Source organism: Pseudorhodoplanes sp. (assembly GCF_059499825.1).
In genome coordinates this window covers 80,039-100,247 of sequence record NZ_JCABZI010000018.1, presented here as the reverse complement: position 1 = coordinate 100,247, position 20,209 = coordinate 80,039, and the positions used below count along the sequence as shown (strand labels likewise).

The following is a 20,209-nucleotide window of genomic DNA, read 5'->3' as shown; positions in this document are numbered from 1 at the left end:
TCCGGGTTCGCTCCTCCCCTTGATGGCCAGTGGGACAATGAAGCGTCAGCCCGAGACGCACCGGCGCGGCAACCGTCAGCAGAACGTCAGAGAAGCTCGTCGCGTGTTGTCCCGGTGACGCTCCGAGGCGCGGCCGTTTCAGCACACAAAATCGCTCATAGAATATGGCACGCCGGCGACGCGATAAAAGGCAGCCTCGACCGGACGCAATACCGGCGACAGGAATGTTTGTTGTCCCTCGAACACGCGCGCCATGTAGCGGCCGAGCGGAACGACAAGTGCAGTCAACAACGCGAAGTAAATCGCGATTTGAATCCAGCCATCGATCAGCATGATGCTGATCCTCAAAAGCGCTCGGGGCGCAACAGCGCATAGGCGAGGTAACCAAGCAGGCCCGCCGTCACGAGACCGCCGAGCCAGAGTTCGACAATCATCAAGGCCTCCTCAGAGCCGATCGCATGCATGGGCGTAAGCCGCCGCGGCGGCGAAAAAGCCGAAGCCCAGGAGCAACATCGCGATATCGAGCATGAGATTCTCCGCGAAACCGGTCACGCAGCGGAGATAGAAGCGGCCATGTAAAGAAGCGATCTGAGGTTCAGGCCGGCGTTATAAAGCGATTATAAACGGAGGCGCCCGGTCCGCTTCGGGTCGGCGGCAGGACTGCTTCTCGCGGCTGAAAGCACCGCGGGCGTACTTGCCGCAGCGGTTCGTAGGTCAGCCGACATCCTGGGTTTTAAGTTGTCCCGCTGATGCCGAATGCACGCGCCGCCGCTGAGCCCGTCTCGCGCCGATCGAGCACCACGCCGCGCGCTTCAGCGCCATCACCTTGTGCAGTGCCGCATCGAATTACCGCCGACTTTTGGACGTACGTCACAATTAATTGTGCACTGCGGCATAATGTCGGAGTTCCACTTCACTGCGGCTACGATATCTGACCCCCGTTCTGAACCAACAGTCAGAAAGGAACCCTCCCGTCATGCCCGCCGCGCCCATGAGGCACGTTTCGCGTTTCGCCCTTCCCGGGGCTTCCATCGCGCTGGTGTCGTTGAGTCTGATCGGGTGTACGGAGGATCCTGGAGCCAATGCGGCGGCTCCGCAAACCTCGCCCCCTGAAGTTGGCGTGGTGACGCTCGTTCAGTCTCCAAGGCCACATATTCGAGAATTGCCGGGACGTATTGTTCCCACGCGTGTGGCAGAGGTTCGGGCCCGCGCGTCCGGCATTGTGATGTCGCGCTCCTTTGAGCAAGGGAGTTCCGTAAAGGCTGGCGACCTTCTGTATTCACTCGACCCGACAACTTATGAGGTCGAACTCAAAGCAGCCGAAGCAGCTGTCCGCAAAGCCGAGGCTGTCCTGCGCCACGAAGAGCGCCAAGCGTCACGAATTGAATCGCTCGCATCGACAAACACAGCTTCGCCTGCTCAGGTTGAGACTGCAGTGGCGGAGTTGATGCAAGCGCGCGCTGACCTCGAGGCCCGGAAGGCCGATCGGGATCGTGCTGCACTGAAACTCGATTTCACAAAAATCACGGCTCCAATCAATGGCCGCATCGGGCGGGCCTTGGTCACCGAAGGTGCCCTGGTTGGTCAGGGCGAAGCCACGCACGTGGCGACGATTCAGCATATCGATTCGGTTTACGCCGACTTCACCCAGTCGATCAGCGAGCTCACACGGCTACGGCGTGCGTTCGAGAAGGGTGATCTCGAAAAGGTCGGCGCGGAGACTGCTCGGGTTCGGCTCGTTCTCGATATCGGGGAAACCTACCCTTACCTGGGGACGTTGCTGTTCTCCGAAACCACCGTCGATCCATCGACTGGCAAAGTAACATTGCGCGCGGAATTTCCGAACCCCAAGAACGAACTCCTGCCCGGCATGTATGTCCGCGTCCAGATCACCGAAGGGGTCGACCCGGACGCAATCGCGGTGCCGCAGCAGTCGGTCCGTCGTAACGACGCCGGCATCAGCGAAGTTTTCGTCGTCCGCGATGACAACCGGGCGATCCTGACGCCTGTCACTCTCGGACGCGCTGTGGACGATTATTGGATCGTCGAGCAAGGTTTGAAGCCCGGGGACCGTGTCGTGGTCGACGGCTTCCAGAAGTTTGTGCCGGGCGACTTGGTGTCTCCGAAGCCCTGGATAAAGCGCCCTGACAAACCGCAGCGAAACGCTCAGTTCAACGACGCGAACGCGGTTCGCTAGCGGGTGCGACGATGCCAAGCTTTTTTATCGACCGCCCCATCTTCGCATGGGTTGTGGCTATCCTGACTTGCCTTGGCGGCATACTTGCGATTCCGAATTTGCCAATCGCGCAGTATCCGATCATAGCGCCGCCGTCGATCTCGATATCGACGAGCTATCCCGGCGCCTCTCCGGAGAACCTTTACAATAGCGTCACTCGGCTGATCGAGGAGGAACTGAACGGCGCAAGTGGCATCCTGAATTTCGAATCCACAAGCGACTCGCTGGGTCAGGTTGAAATCATTGCGAACTTCGTGCCCGGCACGAATACCGAGAGCGCTTCGGTCGAGGTCCAAAATCGCATCAAGCGTGTCGAGGCTCGTTTGCCCCGCGCTGTGATGCAGCAGGGCATTCTTATCGAGGAAGCCTCGAGCGCGGTTCTGCAGATCATTACGCTGCGATCGACGGACGGCAGCCTTGACGAAGTCGGCCTCGGCGACTTCATGATGCGAAACATTCTGGGCGAACTGCGACGCATCCCGGGGGTCGGGCGTGTCACGCTCTATTCGACCGAGCGATCCCTCCGCATCTGGATCGATCCCGTCAAACTGGTCGGGTATAACCTCAGCGCCGACGATGTCATCAAGGCAATTACTGCGCAGAATGCGCAGGTCGCATCCGGCGCTGTCGGCGCCGAGCCCGCACCGTCGGACCAGCCGATCTCCGCGCTGGTGCTGGTCAAGGGACAGCTCAGCACGCCGGATGAATTCGGAGCAATCTTGCTCCGTGCAAACACGGACGGCTCGACCGTTCGTCTGCGCGATGTTGCGCGCATCGAGATCGGCGGCCTCAGCTACCAGTTTAACACCCGTCAGAATGGAGAGGCGGTGGCCGGCCTGTCGGTGCTGCTTTCTCCCACGGGGAACGCGCTTGCGACCGCAAACGCTGTCAAAGCCAAGATGGAAGAACTGTCCAATTTCTTCCCGGCCAACATCAAGTACGAGATTCCCTATAACATTACGCCGGTGGTGGAGGCCTCGATCAAGAAGGTCCTGATGACGCTTGCGGAAGCGGTCGTCCTGGTCTTCCTGGTGATGCTGCTGTTTCTCCAGAACATCCGCTACACCATCATTCCCACGATCGTCGTTCCGGTCGCTCTGCTCGGGGCCTGCGGCGTGTTGCTGCTCATGGGCCTTTCGATCAATCTGCTGACCATGTTTGCCATGGTCCTGGCCATTGGCATCCTCGTCGACGATGCGATCGTTGTCGTTGAGAACGTCGAACGGATCATGTCGGAAGAAGGCCTGTCGCCGAAAGAGGCGACTCGCAAGGCCATGGGACAGATTACCGGCGCCATCGTCGGCATCACCCTCGTGCTGATGTCCGTGTTCGTACCGATGGCCTTCTTTCCTGGTTCGGTCGGGATCATTTACCAGCAATTTTCGGTTACGATGGTTGCTGCAATCGGGTTCTCGGGCCTTTTGGCTCTCTCACTCACGCCCGCGCTATGCGCGACGATACTGAAACCCGTAGAGGCCGGGCATCACCATGCCAAGCGAGGCCTCTTCGGCTGGTTCAATCGCCGGATGGATGCGGCACGCGACGGTTATCGCAACGTGGTCGCGCAGCTGTTGCGTCGCACAGGCCGCGTGATGTTGATTTACGTTGCGATCCTGGTTGCGGTTGGCTGGGCGCTGCTCCGCCTGCCGGGCGGCTTCCTCCCCGTTGACGATCAAGGCTTCATCACCGTCGACGTGCAGACGCCGCCGGAAGCCTCGTACAGCCGCACATTGTCCGCGGTGAAGCAGACCGAAGATTATCTTCTCAAGCGCGACGGCGTCGACAAGGTCACCTTCCTGACCGGATTCAGCTTCCTCGGGCAGGGCGTGAATACGGCCCAGGCTTTCATTACGCTCAAACATTGGTCGGAACGGGATTCAAACAGCTCCTCAGCGCAGATCGTGGCGGACGCGAACGAGCATCTGACGAAGACCGTACGGGATGCAAAGATCACGGCGCTGCAGCCGCCGCCGATCGACAATCTTGGCAACTCGTCAGGGTTCAGTTTCAGACTGCAGGATCGCGGCCAGAGAGGCTATGCCGAACTGATGCGAGCCAAGGATCAACTGCTTGAGGCGGCCGCGCGCAGCCCGATCCTGCAGGACGTCTTTGTCGAGGGCTTGTCGCCGGCGCCGCAAATCCAGCTGAATATCGACCGCGAGAAGGCCTCCGCGCTGGGCGTTTCGTTCGAGGAGATCAACAATACGATTTCGACAAATCTGGGCTCGAACTACGTCAACGATTTTCCCAATCGCGGACGCATGCAACGCGTCGTCGTCCAGGCAGATCGTCCGGCGCGCATGCAGGCGGAAGAGATCCTCGGCTATTACGTTAGAAACGCCCAGGGACAACTCGTCCCGCTGTCGTCCTTCGCAACCGTAAACTGGGCGGTAGGCCCGGCCCAGATCGTGGGGTTCAATTACTATCCGTCGGTGCGCATCAGCGGGTCGGCGAAGCCCGGCTTCACTTCAGGCGATGCAATCAGGGAAATGGAGCGGCTCGCAGGTCAGCTTCCACGTGGCTTTGGCTACGAATGGACGGGTCAATCTCTTCAGGAAAAGCAATCCGGTGCTCAGGCGCCATTGCTGCTCGCCCTTTCGGCCCTGCTGGTATTCCTGGTGCTCGCCGCGCTCTACGAAAGCTGGACAATACCGCTCGCGGTTCTGCTAACGGTGCCGCTTGGTATCCTAGGCGCAGTGGTTGCTGCGATGGTGCGAGGCCTGCCGAACGATGTCTATTTCACCGTCGCGCTGGTCACGATCATAGGACTCGCTGCCAAGGACGGCATCCTTATCATTGAGTTCGCAAAGTCGTTGCGCGAACAGGGCAAAAGCCTGATCGATGCCACCTTGGAAGCATGCCACCTGCGGTTCCGCCCGATCCTGATGACGGGCCTCGCGTTCTGCTTTGGCGTTGCTCCGATGGTGATCGCGTCCGGCGCGAGCGCTAAAAGTCAGCACGCGCTTGGGTCCGTGGTCATGGGCGGCATGATTTCGGTGGTGATCCTGGCGCTGTTGCTCGTTCCGGTTTTCTTCGTGGTCGTGCAGCGCGCATTCGGCGACAAAACCTCGCGGAAAGCGTCCACGCTTGCGCCTTCGGAAACCGAGGCGACTGCGCCGTCGCATCCCGTTCAGGGATGATGGGCGCTATGGCTAAATGAAACGCGCCAGTCAAATCGAGCGCCCAGGTCACCTGGCTCGTTAGACCCATAAGTTTCTTGGGTAGGCGGGGCCGCCACTCGGACGGTTGGCGGCAGCGATCGTCGGCTAGTCCTGCGCAAGTCGGTGCGAAAGCGTTTTTTTTTGGTACAGCTGGGGGGACTTGAACCTCCGACCTCCTGATCCACAGTCAGGCGCTCTAACCAACTGAGCTACAGCTGCATTCGCAAATACGGGGCTGGCAACGCGGCGCGGCCCGGCGAAGACGGCCGGAAACTAGGGGCTCGGACCCGGTTTGGCAAGCAATCCGAACCCGCCGGCCCGGACCTTTGGGCGCGGCGCCATCGCGGTTCCCGACTGGCACGCTGGCCGGCCTGCAGGCGAATGCCGGACAAGAAAAAGCCCGGGCGAACGGCCCGGGCTGATCACTTCAAGCCTGCGATCGACGCGCGATCAGGCGGCCTTCTTGAAAGCGGTGGTCATGCCGGACTTGATCGGCTCCAGGCTTTCGGTCGCGACCTTCTGGGCCAGCGCGGTCAGATCCTTGGACTGCGCAGTGGCGGTCTCGAACTGCTTGCGCGCATGCGCGGTGGACAGCTCGATCATTTCCGACATCGACTTCGCGGTCATGATCTGGCTGTAGAAATCGAAGGCCGCATTGGTGTTGGCGCGGGCGGCGTCGATCAGGGCGAGGCCGTAATCGGAGGCGCCCTTGGAGGCGGTCGAGTAGCTCGACTCGATCATGTCGGTGGCGTCCTCGGTGACGGCCTTCATCTTTTCCCAATTGTCCTTGGCCTGCGACACGCTCTTTTCCGCGAGTTCGCGGAACGCGGCCGGGACTTCCATCTTGGGCATTTCAAAATTCGGCATTTCAAACGTCGGCATTTCGAAGGCGGACTTCTTCGTCTTTACGCTAGCTTCGGTCATGACTGATCCTTCCAGGGGGGCTGGGCTGAGCTGGCTGCGAACCACTCCATAGCATTGGTTATGGTGCATTGCAATAAAATTGTGCAACGCACCATTTTGCCAGTATATTCCGCCACTTAGCCCGATCGGGGGCCGTATTCGGGCAATTTCAGAGCGCCTTTATTCCGGTGCAGTCGGTGCGGAAGCCGCCTTATTCACAGCGGCTTCGAGGACGTATCCTTGGCGACCCGGGCCGCAGTGTCCGCCAGTTCCTTCGTTTGCTCGTTCAGGGCCTGGACCTGCGCTTTCACATATTCCGTTTGCAGGCGGACAACCTCCTGCACATCCTTGGCCTTGACCAGTTGCTGGGCGAATTCGAACGACGCCGCCATGTTGCGTTCGGCGAAGTTCATGGCGCGGCCGCCGACATCCATGGCGCCGCTGCGCGCGGTTTGCGCCCGCCCCTCGAAATCGGCCACCGCCTCATGCGCGGCCGTAATGAACCGGTCGAAGGCCTGGCGCGCCTGTTCCACACTCTGCTCGGCGAATTTGCGCATGTCTGCCGGCACTTCGAAGGGCTTCATGTGATCCATGGCTGTCCCCGTCCTTTGGTGAAGTTTGAGTTTTGCACAGTAACACGAGATCGAGGGCCGGGTTTCTCCGGCCGGGAAATTCGCCGCAGGCCAAGGCGCGCGGAATTAAGGTTATCCGCGACGGGTCCGGCCCCCGCATGGACGCAGGGCGGCACGCGGCCTATTAAGAATCTCTTAAAATGCAACGCCTTGGAGCAGGACAGCGCCTTTATCCGGCGTCACACGGACATGGACCGGCCACCCCCCGATACCCTGCGCGATCCCGCGGTCGCGGCGCATGCAAGCAGCGCCCGCCCGGCATGGCTGTTTGCGAGCGACGGCGCCCGCCTGATCTTTGCGAATGCCGCGGGCGCCGCCCTGCTCGGCCTGGCCCACCGCCGGGATGCCGGGCGATTCCAGGTGCCGAAGGAGCTTGCCGCCCGAATCGCGCGCAGTGCCGAGACGCTGCGGCCCGACGGCACGCCACGGCTGGAACGCCTGCGCGGGCTCGGCACCTCTCTCGGCCAACCGCTGACCTGCACCTGCGCCTATCTGCAACGGGAGGCGGGTTCCGCTATCCTTGTCGCCGCAACAGAGACCGCCGGCCCGGTGCCGACGCTCGCCGAACGCGTCCGCTATCTGATCGATGACGGAATCGAGGGACACAAGGCGGTTGCGGCCTTCGGCCCGGACGGGCCGCTCCTGCATGCGACGGCTGACGCCTTGTGCCGCATCGACAGGACCGCGTCTCTCCGCGACCTCGACAATCCGTGCCACGGTATCGAGACACTGAACATCGGCAGCGGCGCCGACGCCGTCGTGCTCGCCTTGTTTCCGGCGAATTCACAGCCGATCACAAATGAGCCGACCGGCGCGGGTGTCACGGCGCAGCAGGATCTCCTCGATCTGTCACCCATTGCGGAGGCGATCACCGCGATGACCAAGGTGCCGCCGCGCAACGTCCCGCCAGACGATCGCAGACCATCCGCAGAGCGGCGGCATCCGTTGCGCTTCGTCTGGGAGACGGACGCAGAAAATCGGTTCACGATCAGCGGCGATGAGTTTCTGGCGCTGGCCGGACCGCGCACGTCCAAGCTGCTCGGCCGCTTCTGGGGCGAAATATCGGCCAAACTCGCACTCGACCCGGACGGTCTGGTCGCCAATGCATTGGTTTCGCGTTCTACCTGGTCCTCCATTGACGTGGTCTGGCCGACCGCAAACGACGCCACCGTTCCAGTTACGCTGTCCGCAATTCCGGTGTTCGATCGCGCGCACGTCTTCCGCGGATATCGCGGACTCGGCGTGTGGCAGGGTACGACGCCAGCGGAAGATATCGATATCGTCGACTCGACGATATCGGAACCGCAGCAATCCGAACCGGAGCTACCGGCGCCGTCCGGGCCTTTCGTAAAAGCGGCGCCCGCACCAGCGACAGACACTCAGTCAGCGATTGAAGCGGCACAGCCGAGGCACGACAATCCGCCGGGCTCGAACGATGATACGTTCGACCTCAACGCCGCCCTCGATCGCGACACGACCGTGCCGCACGAGGCTGCCAACGTCTCGTTGCCAGAACCTCAAGCGACCGACCACGTCCACCCGGACGCAAACGAAGACGACGTTGTACGGGCGGCCGATCTGTCGCCGCCTCCGGAAAACGTGGTCCCGTTTCCCGCCGCCTTTTCCGATCAGAAAACCAGCGGCCTGAATTCCGCCGAGCGAAGCGCGTTCCGCGATCTCGCCAGCCGGCTGAGCATGCGGCTGAAGGGCGCCGATGAACTCGCCCGCGGCCTTGTCGAGAAAGGCGATCCGCGCGACGAGGCACCCTATGTGCCGCCGTTACCGGCCGCCACATTGCAGGCGCCCGCGCAAGTGCAGACCGAGGCTCTTCCGGAGTTGCTTCCCGAAGACGACGACCTCGCGCTTCCACGCCCTGTCCTCGAACAACTTCCGCTTGGCGTGTTGATCTATCGCGGATCAAATCTCCTCTACGCCAACCCCGCTTTCTTGAAACTGGCCGGGCATGATTCGCTGGCCGGTTTCGCGGACGCGGGCGGCCTCGATTCCCTGCTGGTGGAACTGAACGGAGCCGACGACGACGGCGGGCAGCGGTTGCGCATTGCTGCCGCGAGCGACAAACCGGCGATGGAAGGCCGCCTGGTCACGGCACCGGTCGCGGGCGAAGCCGCGATGGTGTTGACGCTGCAGCCGGCCCTGACTTCGGCTCGCGCAGCCACCGATGCGACGGAGTCCGCGGAGCTTGCCGCATTACTGGACCTCGCGAGCGATGGCGCCGTCACCCTCGACGCCGACTCACGGATCGTGGCCGCGACTGGACGCGCCGAAAGGCTGTTCGGCTACGATGCGGGTGCGCTGGCTGGCAAGGCATTCGGAGACCTGTTTGCACCCGAAAGCGAGCGTATTGCGAGATCTCGCCTTGATCGCCTCGTCCGTGGAGCGGCAAGCTCGGACGACGACAGCGGCGAGATCGTTGGCCGGCGTCGCCAGGGCGGCCTGATTTCCCTGCAGCTCACGCTCGGCCGCGCCAATGTTTCAGGCGCGCGTTTCCACGCGCTGTTCCGCGACATGACGCGATGGAAGGAGGCACAGACCGACATGACGCTCGCACGCCAGCAGGCGGAAAAGGCGTCGGCGGCGAAATCCGAATTCCTCGCAAAGATCAGCCATGAGATGCGCACGCCGCTGAATGCCATCATCGGCTTTTCCGAGATCATGATGGAGGAGCGCTTCGGCCCGCTCGGCAACGAGCGCTACCGCGACTACCTGAAAGACATCAACGCCTCCGGCGCGCACGTTGTCTCACTTCTCAACGACCTGCTTGATCTGTCGAAGATCGAGGCCGGCAAGATGGAGCTCAGCTTCGAACGGGTCGATCTGAACGAGGTGACCCAGCAATCGGTTGCGATCATGCAGACGCAGGCGAGTCGCGCCCGCGTTATCGTGCGCACCGCGCTCTCCATGAATATTCCCGGCATCGTTGCCGATACCCGCTCGATCCGGCAGATCGTGCTCAATCTCCTGTCGAACTCGATCAAGTTCACCGGCGCCGGCGGTCAGGTGATTGTTTCGACGGCCGCGAACGATGACGGCCACGTCACGTTGCGGGTCCGCGACACCGGCATCGGCATGAGCGAGAAGGATATCGAAACCGCGTTGCAGCCGTTCCGGCAGCTTGCGACCTCGTCGCGCACCGACGCAAGCGGAACTGGTCTCGGCCTCCCCCTGACCAAGGCGCTGGTCGAAGCCAACCGGGCGCGCTTTGAAATCAAGAGCGCGGTCAATGCCGGCACACTGGTCGAGATCGCATTTCCTGCCGCGCGCGCCCTCGCCCAGTGACCGCCGGGCGCTTACCGGATTTTGACCGCGAACAGGCTTCAGCGGTCGCATGATTGCGCTTTCGGCACGCATGGCGCCTCGCGGCCGGTGAGGTTGTGATCACCGGCACATTGACCCGCGCGTATCAGGTCAGACCGGGCGAGATCTGGTCCACCAGCCTGTCCGGCATTCCGCTGCCCGGGCTCTCCCTTCGCTTCGGCTGACTTTCGCCATAGACGTTGCTAGACTTTGCGTGGGCGCGGCAAGACCGTTGGCTGCGCCGGAGCATGCGTCATGACCTTGCTGCGCATCCTTCTGGCCGTTCTTGCTCTGGTCGCTGCACCGCTTTCCGCACGCGCTGCCGAGGCCGTCGACCTGCTGCTGGTGTTGGCCGCCGATGTGTCTCGCAGCGTCGACCATACGAAATTCCAGTTGCAGCGCGACGGCTATGCCGCCGCCATCAACGATCCTCGGGTCATGAATGCGATCATGTCCGGTGCAAACCGCCGCATCGCGCTCTGCTACATCGAATGGTCCGGTGCCGGCGCACAGAAGGTCGTGATCGAATGGACTCTCATCGACGGTCCCGACGCGGCGCGCAAATTCGCCGACACGCTGGTGGAGGCGCCGCGCGCATTCGCCGATCGCACCTCGATCTCGGGAGCCATCGATTTCTCGATGGAGACGCTGGCACGCGCGCCGTTCGAGGCTCCCCGGCGTACCATCGACATCTCTGGCGACGGGACGCATAATTCAGGACGCGGCCTGCTCGCGGCCCGCGAAGATGCGCTCGCAACCGGCGTCACCATCAATGGCCTCGTGATCCTGAGCGAGAGCCCATTGCCCTGGAATCCGGAGCACACCAATCCGCCCGGCGGGCTGGCGAAATATTTCCAGGATAATGTCATCGGCGGACCCGGCGCCTTTGTCACGGTGGCCGAGAACTTTCAGTCGTTCGGTCAGGCGCTGATCTCGAAGCTGGTGGCGGAAATCGCCGAGGCGCCCGCCGGCGGCACGACGGGTATTGCGGCGCATCCGTGAGACAATTCGTTGCAGGGCGCGCGCTGACCCTGCCTGCGCAAGCCTGCTCCGGCAAAGCACCAGACTCTTCAATGGGCAACACCGCAGTCTCGATTCATTCCAGACTACCTACAGTCTAGAAGCATTCTAACATATTGATTGGACAACGGAAATTGGCTTGACGCCCCGCGCTTTCCAGCCATTAGCTGGCCGAAATCGAACCGGGAGCGCACCGATGTCAAAGACCCGCATGTTGGCCATCGCGGCCGCAAGCGCAATTTCCGTTTGTTTGCCAACGATCGCTTCGGCGCAGGGCGAGGTGAACCTCTACACCTATCGCGAACAGAAATTGATCCAGCCGCTCCTCGATGCCTTCACCAAGGATACCGGCATCAAGGTGAATGTGGTCTCGGCGTCGTCGGGTCTCGAACAGCGCATCAAGACCGAAGGCGCCAACAGCCCGGCCGACGTGCTGCTCACCGTCGATATCGGCCGTCTTGAAGACGCGGTGCAGGCTGGCATCACCCAGCCGATCAAGTCCGACGTCATCGACAAGACCGTGCCGGCAGAATATCGCGACCCGGAAGGCCACTGGGCCGGCGTTTCGATGCGGGCGCGCGTCGTCTACGCATCCAAGGACCGCGTGAAGCAGGACGCGATCACCTACGAGGAACTCGCCGATCCGAAATGGAAAGGCAGGATCTGCATCCGCTCCGGGCAACACATCTATAACAACGCCCTCATCGCGGCGATGATCGCCAAGCACGGCGAAGCCAAGGCCGAGGAATGGCTGAAGGGCCTGAAGGCCAATCTCGCGCAGAAGCCGTCCGGCGGCGACCGCGAGCAGGCGCGCGACGTCGCGGCCGGCAAGTGCGACATCGGCATCGGCAACACCTATTACTGGGCATTGATGCTGAAAAACCCGAGCCAGAAGGCCTGGGCGGACGCGACCAAGGTGATCCTGCCGACCTTCGCAGGCGGCGGCACGCATGTGAACGTGTCCGGCGTGGTGCTGGCCAAGAATGCGCCGAACAAGGCGAACGCGATGAAGCTGATCGAGTGGCTGGCCGGCGATACGGCGCAGCACATGTATGCCGACACCAACAACGAATATCCGGTGAAGGCCGGCATCAAGGCCAACGACGTCGTCGCGGGCTACGGCAAGCTTAATCCGGACCCGATGCCGCTGTCGAAGATCGCCCAGAACAAGAAGGCTGCGGCCAACCTCGTCGACAAGACGGGCTTCGATAACTGACGGTTACAGGCCCTCGCGAAAGCGGGGGCCGCCGACCGCCTCTAGCTGACCGTCTCTGGCTGACCGCCTCTAACGGTAAGAACAGTCCCAGGCGCGGGACGGCGCAGAGAGAACCCGAGATCCCCGTGGCGAACGTCTCATTATCGCTCCCGAGCCGGATACGACGTTCGCATCTTCTCGGCACATCCTTCCTCGTCATTCTCGCCGTCGCCGTCCTCCTCCCGCTCGCCAGCCTTGCGGTCTTCGCCTTTCGCGGCGATGCCGAGATATGGCCGCACCTCGTCAATTACGTGCTGCCGCGCGCCACGCGTGACACTGCGGTGCTCCTGGCCGGGGTTGCCGTTCTGACCGCAATCGCGGGCATCGGCGCCGCCTGGACTGTAACGGCGTTCGACTTTCGCGGCCGCAATTCGCTGTGCTGGCTGCTGCCGCTGCCGCTCGCGTTCCCGACCTATATCGTCGCTTACGTCTATGTCGACATCTTCGACGCGATCGGACCGGTTCAATCGGCATTCCGGGCGCTGTTCGGGTATCGCGCCGCGGGCGAATACTGGTTTCCCTCGGTGCGTTCGCTGCCAGGCGCGATTTTCGTCTTCAGCCTCGTGCTCTACCCTTACGTCTATCTCGCAGCGCGCGCGATGTTCCTGACGCAGAGCGCCTCGCTGATCGAGGTCGCCCGGACGCTGGGCGCGACGCGCTTCATGCTGGCGCGTCATGTCGCCTTGCCGCTGGCGCGGCCGGCACTCGCGGTCGGCCTGTCGCTGGTGCTGCTTGAAACACTGAACGACATCGGCGCCAGCGAGTATCTCGGCGTACAGACGCTGACGCTGTCGATCTTCACCACATGGATCAACCGGTCGAGCCTGCCGGGCGCGGCGCAGATCGCATGTGCGATGCTGGTGATCGTGGTCGCATTGATGGCGCTCGAGCGCTATGGACGCCGCCATCGCCGCTTCGTCACCTCGCCCCGGCGCCAACGTACGGTGCCGCGGATTCGCCTCGAAGGCAGGGGCGCGGTGTATGCCTTTCTCGGCTGCGCGCTACCGGTCGTCTTCGGGTTCGTCCTGCCGTTCACCTATCTCGCCTGGCAGGTCGCCCTGCGGGGATTGCTGACGGGCTTCGATCCGGACCTGCTGCGCTACACCGCAACCACCGTCACGCTTGCTGCAACCGCGACCGCGATCGCGATCGGGCTCGGCCTCAGCGCCGCGATCGCCGTGCGCATGGTGCGCAGCCGATTCGCCGCCTCCTGCCTTGTGATCGCCGGCCTCGGTTATGCCATCCCCGGCACCGTTCTCGCGCTCGGACTGCTGTCGCCGCTGGTCGGCATCGACACCATCCTGAACGCGGTCTCGCGGGCGGCCGGCGGACCAAATCTCGGATTGATCGTTGCCGGCTCAAGCGCGGCGCTGATCATTGCCTATGTGATCCGCTTTCTCGCAATCGCCACCGGCTCCGCGCAAGCCGGGCTGGCGAGGATTTCGCCGGCGATCGACGACGTCGCCCGTACACTGGGCACGCGACCGTCCGGCATCGCCTGGCTCATTCACATGCCGCTGGCACGGCCGGCGCTGGGCGGCGCGGCGCTGCTTGTGTTCGTCGACTGCCTCAAGGAATTGCCGGCAACGCTGTTGCTGCGCCCGCTCAATGTCGAGACGCTATCGACCTACATCTACCAGTTTGCGACGCGCGGAAATTTCGAAGAAGGATCGCTCGCCGCGCTGCTGATCGTCGCGGTCGGCATCCTGCCGGTGATCCATCTCACGCGATTTTCGGAGATCGCACCGGCCCCGGTGACGTCAAGTTCGCCGCGCTGAGTTGCCTCAGCGCGGGGCAGCCTCAGTTATTGAACAGCTTCAGCTGGAACAGATACGTCAGGCCAAGCTTCGCCGTGATCTGATTCTCGCTGCCCACCTGCGTGATCGGCGAATCCGCGGCATCCCCAATCAGCTTGTCGTAGATGAACTCGCCGCGGACCGCCCATTTCGGCGCGAATTCGTAGCGAAAGTTGAACTCGGCGCCGACGCTCTTGAAGCCGCCGCCGGGCGAATAAGCGGCGAGCGTGCCCGAGAGCGCCGATTCCGCCGGCGTCACACCGAAATAGGTTTCCATGTAATCGCGGTTGGCGAAGGTGGCGCGCGGACCGACCGACCACAGCAGCACCGGGGATGCCCGGAAGATGAAGTCGAGGCCGGTTTCGCCGACAATGCCGCTGTGGCCGCCGAGGCCATAGCGGGCCGCGACCCAGGGGCGAATCCAGTCGAAGGTGTAGCCGACCTTGGCGCCCAGCTCGAAGGTCATGTCGACATCGTTCAGGCCGAACAATTCCGGATAATCCGAGGCCTTGCGCTCCGATTGCAGATTGAACGACGGCCCAAAGGACCAGCCACGGAGATCGGCACGACCGTCCTTCACGACGCCGTAGCCGGGCAGCTGCAGGTAATGCAGGGTGACAAACCCGGTCGGCCAGGCCTCGTAATTCTTGGACCCCGGATAATCCGGCCGCACCTGCACGCCGGCGCCCAGTTCGATCATCAGGTCATAGGGCTGCTCAACCACGACCGGTGCCTTCGCCGGCATCGGCGGAATATCGGCGGCAAAGGCACTCGAACTGCCAAATGCCAGAGCGACGGCCAACAGAGGGCGTTTCATGTATCCGCGATCCTAATCCGGTCGAATTTCCCCACCGGCCTGTGTAGCAGCGACTGGTAAAAGAATTCGGTAAAATCTTACGCGCCCCGAATTTTGCGACTGGGTGTGCCTCATCGGTGTCACAGTAGGTTTTCAGGTGCGACCAAATTGCCGCCGATCCAGCGTAGACCGACCGGCGGCGAGGCGAATCGGTCGGATACCGGACGCAACGGTGCCTTGGGACGCCGCAGGCCGGATACCTGCCGGCACTTGTCCCGGCCCCCAGCCGATATCCAGGGCCTTTCAGATCGTCACGCCTGTCAGTTGTCCGGGTGGCGACGCCGCTCCAGCAAGCCAAGCGGCCAATGAACAAGGGGGGTTGTGAGCCAGCGGCTGATGGATCAGTACGGACGTGCGACGATACCGTCGATAGGCTAGGCTTTGATTCAGCTATTCGGCCCTGCCCCCCGGAGCGACAATGTCCGAAGAGAAGACCGTCCGCCGCATCCTGCATTTCAAGTTTACAATGCCCTCCGCAGAAGGCGCCCAGCTCCTGAAGATGCTGAAGACCTCGGCGCCCTATGCCACGATCTTCGGGGAGGTGAGTGTCCGGTTCCTGCAGAATGCCGACGACCGCGCGAAAATCCTCCAGATCGTGGAATACAACGCGCCGGAAACGATCGAAGCCAACCGGCAATCGCTCGCGTCGGACCCGAGGGTACAGGCCTATCTGCAGGTCTGGCGCTCCATGGCCCCCAACGTCGAGATGGACGTCTATCAGGAACTCGAGGGGTAGCGGGGCGCTGCCCGTGGGTCTCGCGCCTTACGCGTCGATTTTTTCTCGGTCTCCCTAAAAGAACGACCTATCTACGTCCGCAATTCCGCCAGCCCCTCATACAGTTTCAACGCTTCGGGGTTGGCCAATGCCTCGGTGTTCTTCACCGGGCGGCCATGGACCACGTCGCGCACCGCAAGCTCGGTGATCTTTCCCGACTTGGTGCGCGGAATGTCGGCGATCTGGATGATCTTCGCCGGGACATGGCGCGGGGTCGCGCCGGTCCGAATCTTTTTCTTGATGGTGTCGCGCAGTGCATCGTCGAGCGTGACGCCGTCCTTGCACCGCACAAACAGGACCACGCGCACGTCGCCGTCGAAATCCTGGCCGATCGCGATCGCCTCCATCACGTCCGGAATCTGTTCGACCTGCGCATAGATCTCGGCGGTGCCGATGCGCACGCCGCCCGGATTGAGCGTCGCGTCGGAACGGCCATGGATGATCAGCCCGCCATGCCTGGTCCATTCAGCGAAATCGCCATGGCACCACACGTTTGGAAAACGCTCGAAATAGGCGGCGCGATACTTCTTGCCGTCCGGGTCGTTCCAGAACATCACCGGCATCGACGTGAACGGCTTCACGCAGACCAGTTCGCCCTTTTCCTGCTCGATATGCTTGCCGTCATCCGACCAGACGTCGACCGCCATGCCGAGACCGGCTGCCTGGATCTCGCCGCGATAGACGGGCGCCGTCGGATCGCCCAGCACAAAGCAGGATACGATGTCGGTCCCGCCCGAGATCGACGCCAGGTGAAGGTCTGCCTTGATGTCCGAATAGACGTAATCGAAGCTCTCGGCCGCCAACGGCGATCCGGTCGATGTCATCACGCGCACCGACGAGAGATCATGCGTCTTTGCCGGATGCACGCCGGCCTTCTTCAACGCATCGATGTATTTCGCCGAGGTGCCGAACAGCGTGATCTTCTCGTCCTGCGCATAGTCGAACAGCACGTCGGGTTTCGGCGCGAATGGCGAACCATCCCACAGGATCAGGGTCGCTCCGGCACCGATGCCGGACACCAGCCAGTTCCACATCATCCAGCCGAGCGTTGTGAAATAGAAGACGCGGTCACCATCGCGCACATCGCTTTGCAGGCGATGCTCCTTCAGGTGCTGCAACAGCGTGCCGCCGCCACCATGCACGATGCATTTCGGCACGCCGGTGGTTCCCGACGAATACAGAATGTAGACGGGGTGATTGAACGGGACGCGGGTGAAGGTCACCGGCTTTGCGGAGAAACCCTTGAGAAAACCGTCAAGGGTGACGGCGCGCGGCACCGCGGCTGCGACCGCCTCCGCCGTCCCGAGATAGGGGACGATCACCACCTTTTTCGCCGTAGGCAGCTGGCCGGCGATGGCGGCCAAGCGGCCGGTCAGGTCGATCGACTTACCATTGTACCAATAGCCGTCCACGGCGATGAAGATGCTCGCCTCGATCTGTCCGAAGCGGTCGACCACGCCCCGTTCGCCGAAATCCGGCGAGCAACTCGACCAGATCGCGCCGAGGGACGTCACCGCCAGCATCAGCCCGACGGATTCCGGCAGATTGGGCAGCATCGCCGCGACCCGGTCGCCCTTCCCGATTCCCGCCGCAGCGAGCGCCTGCTGCGCGCGCGACACGAAGGCATGCAGCTCATCCCAGGACCAGCGATAGGACACCTTGTCCTCGCCCCGAAACACCAGCGCATCGCCCGGACCCGTCTTGCGCAGCAGATTCTCGGCGAAGTTGATCTGCGCGTCGGGAAAGAACCGCGCGCCCGGCATCTTGTCGCCGTCGGTCAGAAGACGGCCGCCCTTCTCGCCGATCACGCCGCAATAATCCCAGATCTGGTCCCAGAACAGGTCGGGATGCGCCACCGACCAGGCGTGCAACTCCTTGTAATTCTTACATGCGAGGCCGTGCCGGGCGTTGATCTGCCGCATGAAATCCATGACCTGGGTCGCGGCCGCGCGCTCCGGGCTGGGCGTCCATAGCGGTGTATCGTTCATCGAAGTCCCCCTCCGGCCGAATGAGTGTAACCGGGCCTCCGCATACACCAAAATTGGCCGGGTCAACGGGTGGTATAGGCCACGAAAGCGTCACAGAGGGATGGTGTTTTCGATCAGGTCGCATGGTTGCGCCCTCCGTCTCATGGCCCGTATAGTTTGGCCGCCTCGAAACCGGAAAAGATGACGTTGTCAGCAGTCCTTGGCTTCAAACGCCTGGCTTTCGCGGTCGGCGCCCTTGTTCTGGGCGTGTTCGGGGCACTGGCGGTGGTCTCGTTCCTGATCCCCAAGGATCACGTCCGTGAGGCCGTGAAGTCCGAGATTCGCGCGGCCACCGGCCTCGATCCGTCGCTGCGCGGGGATGTTTCGGTTTCGCTCTTCCCTTACGGCCAGGTGACGCTGACCGATGTGGCGCTGGGCGAGGGGGCGAGCGAGCCGCCCTTGCAGGCCGCGCGTCTGGTGGCGCGTCTCAGTTTCCTGCCGCTTCTTCTGGGCCGCATCGACGTTGCCGATATCACGCTCGCCGAGCCGCGGATCGTGGTGACGGTAGATGACGGCGGCAACTCCAACTGGGGCAAGCTGCTGTCCTCACTCGGCCGCTCCGTCAGGCCGGAAGCGCCGTCTTTCTCGGAAATCCGCATCGACCGCGGCACCGTGATCGTGCGTGACGATTACCGCAAGATCTACGAGTACATTACCAATGCCGATCTGTCGCTGGCCTGGCCTGCCATCTCGCGGAGCTTCGCGGTTACCGGGAGCGCGCATTATCGCGGCGAGAATCTCGAAATCGGCGTCACGCTGGCCAATTTCGCAGCCGCGCTTCAGGGCGAACGCTCGACATTGAAAGTGCGGGTGGCCGGCGCCCCGTTGAAGTTCACATTCGATGGCGCGATAGCGACGCGGCCGACCCTGAAAATCGAGGGCGCCACATCCGCCGACTCTCCGTCGCTCCGGCGCGCGCTGGTCTGGCTCGGCAAAAAGCCTTTGCCAGGCGGCGGCTTTGAACGGCTCTCGCTCAAGGCACAGACCAATGTTGTCGGCGGCACCATAGCGTTGTCACAGGTCAATCTTGAGCTCGACGGCAATATCGCCGAGGGGGTGCTGACCTTCGCGGCCGACGGACGCCAGACACTGCAGGGCACGCTCGCGGTCGATCATCTCGATCTGACGCCGTATCTGTCGACCGTGCGGTTGCTGACCGCGGCCGAACGCGAATGGAGCCGCTCACGGCTTGATCTCGACGGGCTTTCAACCGCCGACCTTGACCTGCGACTGTCTGCGGGAAAGGTCACGATCGGCGCGACGAGCCTTGGACGCACCGCCATTGCAACCAACCTGCGTGCGGGCAAGCTCGGAATCACCATCGGCGAATCGCGCGGCTTCGGTGGCGTGATCCGCGGCAGCATCGGACTCGCCAAGTCCGAACAGGGCGCTACCTTTGCCTCGCAGCTTCAGTTCGATGGCGTCAACCTGGAGCGCTGCATCGGCGAATTGTTCGGCCTCAAGCGGATCGAGGGCAAGGGCAGCATGACGGTGTCGCTCGAAGGCACCGGCGCGAGCGTCTATGCACTGACGCGCACACTGGATGGCGAAGCGACTCTGACCGGTGCCAAGGGGGCTTTGACCGGGCTCAATGTCGAGCAATTGCTGCGACGGCTGGAACGCCGGCCATTGTCGGGAGGCAGCGAGTTCCGCAGCGGACGTACACCGTTCGACACGCTCGCGGTTCGTATGAAAATCACCCAGGGCAACGTGACCGTCGAGGATGTGAATTTGGGTGGCCCCGCTGTTCGGCTCGCGCTCACCGGCGAGGCTTCAATTCCGGCTCGAGATCTGGACCTCAAGGGCGTGGCGACGCTGGTCTCCACTACTGCAAGCGCCAAACCGTTCGAGTTGCCTTTTGCGGTTCAGGGCGCGTGGGACGATCCGCTTCTGGTTCCGGATGCGCAGATCCTGATCCAGCGGTCGGGCGCCGCGGCTCCTCTGCTCGAGGCATTGCGCGCGCGCCGCAGCCCATCGGCCCAGCCTTCCAATTCGACTGCGGCGGATGAGGAGACCCCGACGCCCGCAGTGATCCCGCTGAGCAAGGACGCGTCCACGCCGCCCGCGAAAGCGTCCGAGATCAAGCGAGACCGCTCCCCCGCGCAGGAACGGGAAGCGGCCGCCCCCGTCGGCGCCGGTGCGTCACCGGAACCGGAATCCATTCCAGCGGCGACGGGCGGCGCAAAGCCAGCCGTCGCCCCGTCCGGAAAAGTCCAATAAACCCATCGTCAGC

The 20,209-nt window shown here is 62.7% G+C and carries 14 protein-coding genes and 1 tRNA gene; 8 read left to right on the top strand and 7 right to left on the bottom strand.

Going from position 1 to position 20,209, the window contains the following annotated elements; all coding sequences use genetic code 11:
* Nucleotides 1–138 precede the first annotated feature (138 nt).
* Nucleotides 139–333: a potassium-transporting ATPase subunit KdpA gene (locus AC5I5I_RS21960; protein WP_495976611.1), complete on the bottom strand. Its 195-nt coding sequence runs from the start codon at nt 331–333 to the stop codon at nt 139–141.
* Nucleotides 334–344: 11 nt separating this feature from the next.
* On the bottom strand, nt 345–434 hold the full coding sequence (gene kdpF, locus AC5I5I_RS21955; protein ID WP_495976609.1) for a K(+)-transporting ATPase subunit F: 90 nt from the start codon (nt 432–434) through the stop codon (nt 345–347).
* Between the two features lie 542 nt (nt 435–976).
* On the opposite strand from kdpF, the gene AC5I5I_RS21950 reads away from it, so the two are divergent.
* Both AC5I5I_RS21950 and AC5I5I_RS21945 read left to right on the top strand, forming a co-directional pair.
* Nucleotides 977–2,197 carry an efflux RND transporter periplasmic adaptor subunit gene (locus tag AC5I5I_RS21950; protein WP_495976607.1) on the top strand — a complete coding sequence of 407 codons (1,221 nt, stop codon included), beginning with the start codon at nt 977–979 and terminating at the stop codon, nt 2,195–2,197.
* A gap of 11 nt (nt 2,198–2,208) precedes the next feature.
* Nucleotides 2,209–5,376, top strand: a complete 3,168-nt coding sequence (locus AC5I5I_RS21945; RefSeq protein ID WP_495976605.1) for a multidrug efflux RND transporter permease subunit — start codon at nt 2,209–2,211, stop codon at nt 5,374–5,376.
* A gap of 163 nt (nt 5,377–5,539) precedes the next feature.
* On the opposite strand, the gene AC5I5I_RS21940 is transcribed toward AC5I5I_RS21945, so the two are convergent.
* The 3 genes from AC5I5I_RS21940 to AC5I5I_RS21930 form a co-directional block, all read right to left on the bottom strand.
* Nucleotides 5,540–5,616 (bottom strand) — tRNA-His (locus AC5I5I_RS21940).
* Nucleotides 5,617–5,847: 231 nt separating this feature from the next.
* The gene (locus AC5I5I_RS21935) at nt 5,848–6,321 is read right to left on the bottom strand and encodes a phasin (protein ID WP_495976603.1); all 474 of its coding nucleotides are present in this window, start codon (nt 6,319–6,321) and stop codon (nt 5,848–5,850) included.
* 194 nt (nt 6,322–6,515) lie between these two features.
* On the bottom strand, nt 6,516–6,893 hold the full coding sequence (locus tag AC5I5I_RS21930; protein ID WP_495976601.1) for a phasin: 378 nt from the start codon (nt 6,891–6,893) through the stop codon (nt 6,516–6,518).
* A gap of 228 nt (nt 6,894–7,121) precedes the next feature.
* On the opposite strand from AC5I5I_RS21930, the gene AC5I5I_RS21925 reads away from it, so the two are divergent.
* The 4 genes from AC5I5I_RS21925 (at nt 7,122) to AC5I5I_RS21910 (ending at nt 14,300) form a co-directional block, all read left to right on the top strand.
* Nucleotides 7,122–10,229, top strand: coding sequence for a PAS domain-containing sensor histidine kinase (locus tag AC5I5I_RS21925; RefSeq protein ID WP_495976599.1), 3,108 nt, complete (start codon nt 7,122–7,124; stop codon nt 10,227–10,229).
* Between the two features lie 273 nt (nt 10,230–10,502).
* The gene (locus tag AC5I5I_RS21920; RefSeq protein WP_495976597.1) at nt 10,503–11,249 is read left to right on the top strand and encodes a DUF1194 domain-containing protein; all 747 of its coding nucleotides are present in this window, start codon (nt 10,503–10,505) and stop codon (nt 11,247–11,249) included.
* Between the two features lie 214 nt (nt 11,250–11,463).
* Complete coding sequence (locus AC5I5I_RS21915) at nt 11,464–12,483, top strand: Fe(3+) ABC transporter substrate-binding protein (protein ID WP_495976595.1); 1,020 nt, start codon at nt 11,464–11,466, stop codon at nt 12,481–12,483.
* A gap of 125 nt (nt 12,484–12,608) precedes the next feature.
* Complete coding sequence (locus AC5I5I_RS21910; protein WP_495976593.1) at nt 12,609–14,300, top strand: ABC transporter permease; 1,692 nt, start codon at nt 12,609–12,611, stop codon at nt 14,298–14,300.
* A gap of 22 nt (nt 14,301–14,322) precedes the next feature.
* On the opposite strand, the gene AC5I5I_RS21905 is transcribed toward AC5I5I_RS21910, so the two are convergent.
* Complete coding sequence (locus AC5I5I_RS21905; protein WP_495976591.1) at nt 14,323–15,135, bottom strand: MipA/OmpV family protein; 813 nt, start codon at nt 15,133–15,135, stop codon at nt 14,323–14,325.
* Between the two features lie 457 nt (nt 15,136–15,592).
* Between AC5I5I_RS21905 and AC5I5I_RS21900 the strand changes: the two genes are divergently transcribed.
* Nucleotides 15,593–15,910, top strand: a complete 318-nt coding sequence (locus AC5I5I_RS21900; protein ID WP_495976589.1) for a hypothetical protein — start codon at nt 15,593–15,595, stop codon at nt 15,908–15,910.
* Between the two features lie 71 nt (nt 15,911–15,981).
* Here the strand turns inward: AC5I5I_RS21900 and AC5I5I_RS21895 are convergent, their stop codons facing one another.
* Nucleotides 15,982–17,937 carry an acetoacetate--CoA ligase gene (locus AC5I5I_RS21895; RefSeq protein WP_495976587.1) on the bottom strand — a complete coding sequence of 652 codons (1,956 nt, stop codon included), beginning with the start codon at nt 17,935–17,937 and terminating at the stop codon, nt 15,982–15,984.
* A 186-nt stretch (nt 17,938–18,123) separates the two neighbouring features.
* Between AC5I5I_RS21895 and AC5I5I_RS21890 the strand changes: the two genes are divergently transcribed.
* On the top strand, nt 18,124–20,196 hold the full coding sequence (locus AC5I5I_RS21890) for an AsmA family protein (RefSeq protein ID WP_495976585.1): 2,073 nt from the start codon (nt 18,124–18,126) through the stop codon (nt 20,194–20,196).
* The last annotated feature ends 13 nt before the right edge of the window (nt 20,197–20,209 follow it).

Excerpts from the sequence above, each read along its gene's own strand:
- AC5I5I_RS21960 (WP_495976611.1), bottom strand. The coding sequence starts at position 333 with ATGCTGATCGATGGCTGGATTCAAATCGCGATTTACTTCGCGTTGTTG.
- kdpF (WP_495976609.1), bottom strand. The coding sequence starts at position 434 with ATGATTGTCGAACTCTGGCTCGGCGGTCTCGTGACGGCGGGCCTGCTT.
- AC5I5I_RS21950 (WP_495976607.1), top strand. The coding sequence starts at position 977 with ATGCCCGCCGCGCCCATGAGGCACGTTTCGCGTTTCGCCCTTCCCGGG.
- AC5I5I_RS21945 (WP_495976605.1), top strand. The coding sequence starts at position 2,209 with ATGCCAAGCTTTTTTATCGACCGCCCCATCTTCGCATGGGTTGTGGCT.
- AC5I5I_RS21935 (WP_495976603.1), bottom strand. The coding sequence starts at position 6,321 with ATGACCGAAGCTAGCGTAAAGACGAAGAAGTCCGCCTTCGAAATGCCG.
- AC5I5I_RS21930 (WP_495976601.1), bottom strand. The coding sequence starts at position 6,893 with ATGGATCACATGAAGCCCTTCGAAGTGCCGGCAGACATGCGCAAATTC.
- AC5I5I_RS21925 (WP_495976599.1), top strand. The coding sequence starts at position 7,122 with ATGGACCGGCCACCCCCCGATACCCTGCGCGATCCCGCGGTCGCGGCG.
- AC5I5I_RS21920 (WP_495976597.1), top strand. The coding sequence starts at position 10,503 with ATGACCTTGCTGCGCATCCTTCTGGCCGTTCTTGCTCTGGTCGCTGCA.
- AC5I5I_RS21915 (WP_495976595.1), top strand. The coding sequence starts at position 11,464 with ATGTCAAAGACCCGCATGTTGGCCATCGCGGCCGCAAGCGCAATTTCC.
- AC5I5I_RS21905 (WP_495976591.1), bottom strand. The coding sequence starts at position 15,135 with ATGAAACGCCCTCTGTTGGCCGTCGCTCTGGCATTTGGCAGTTCGAGT.
- AC5I5I_RS21900 (WP_495976589.1), top strand. The coding sequence starts at position 15,593 with ATGTCCGAAGAGAAGACCGTCCGCCGCATCCTGCATTTCAAGTTTACA.
- AC5I5I_RS21895 (WP_495976587.1), bottom strand. The coding sequence starts at position 17,937 with ATGAACGATACACCGCTATGGACGCCCAGCCCGGAGCGCGCGGCCGCG.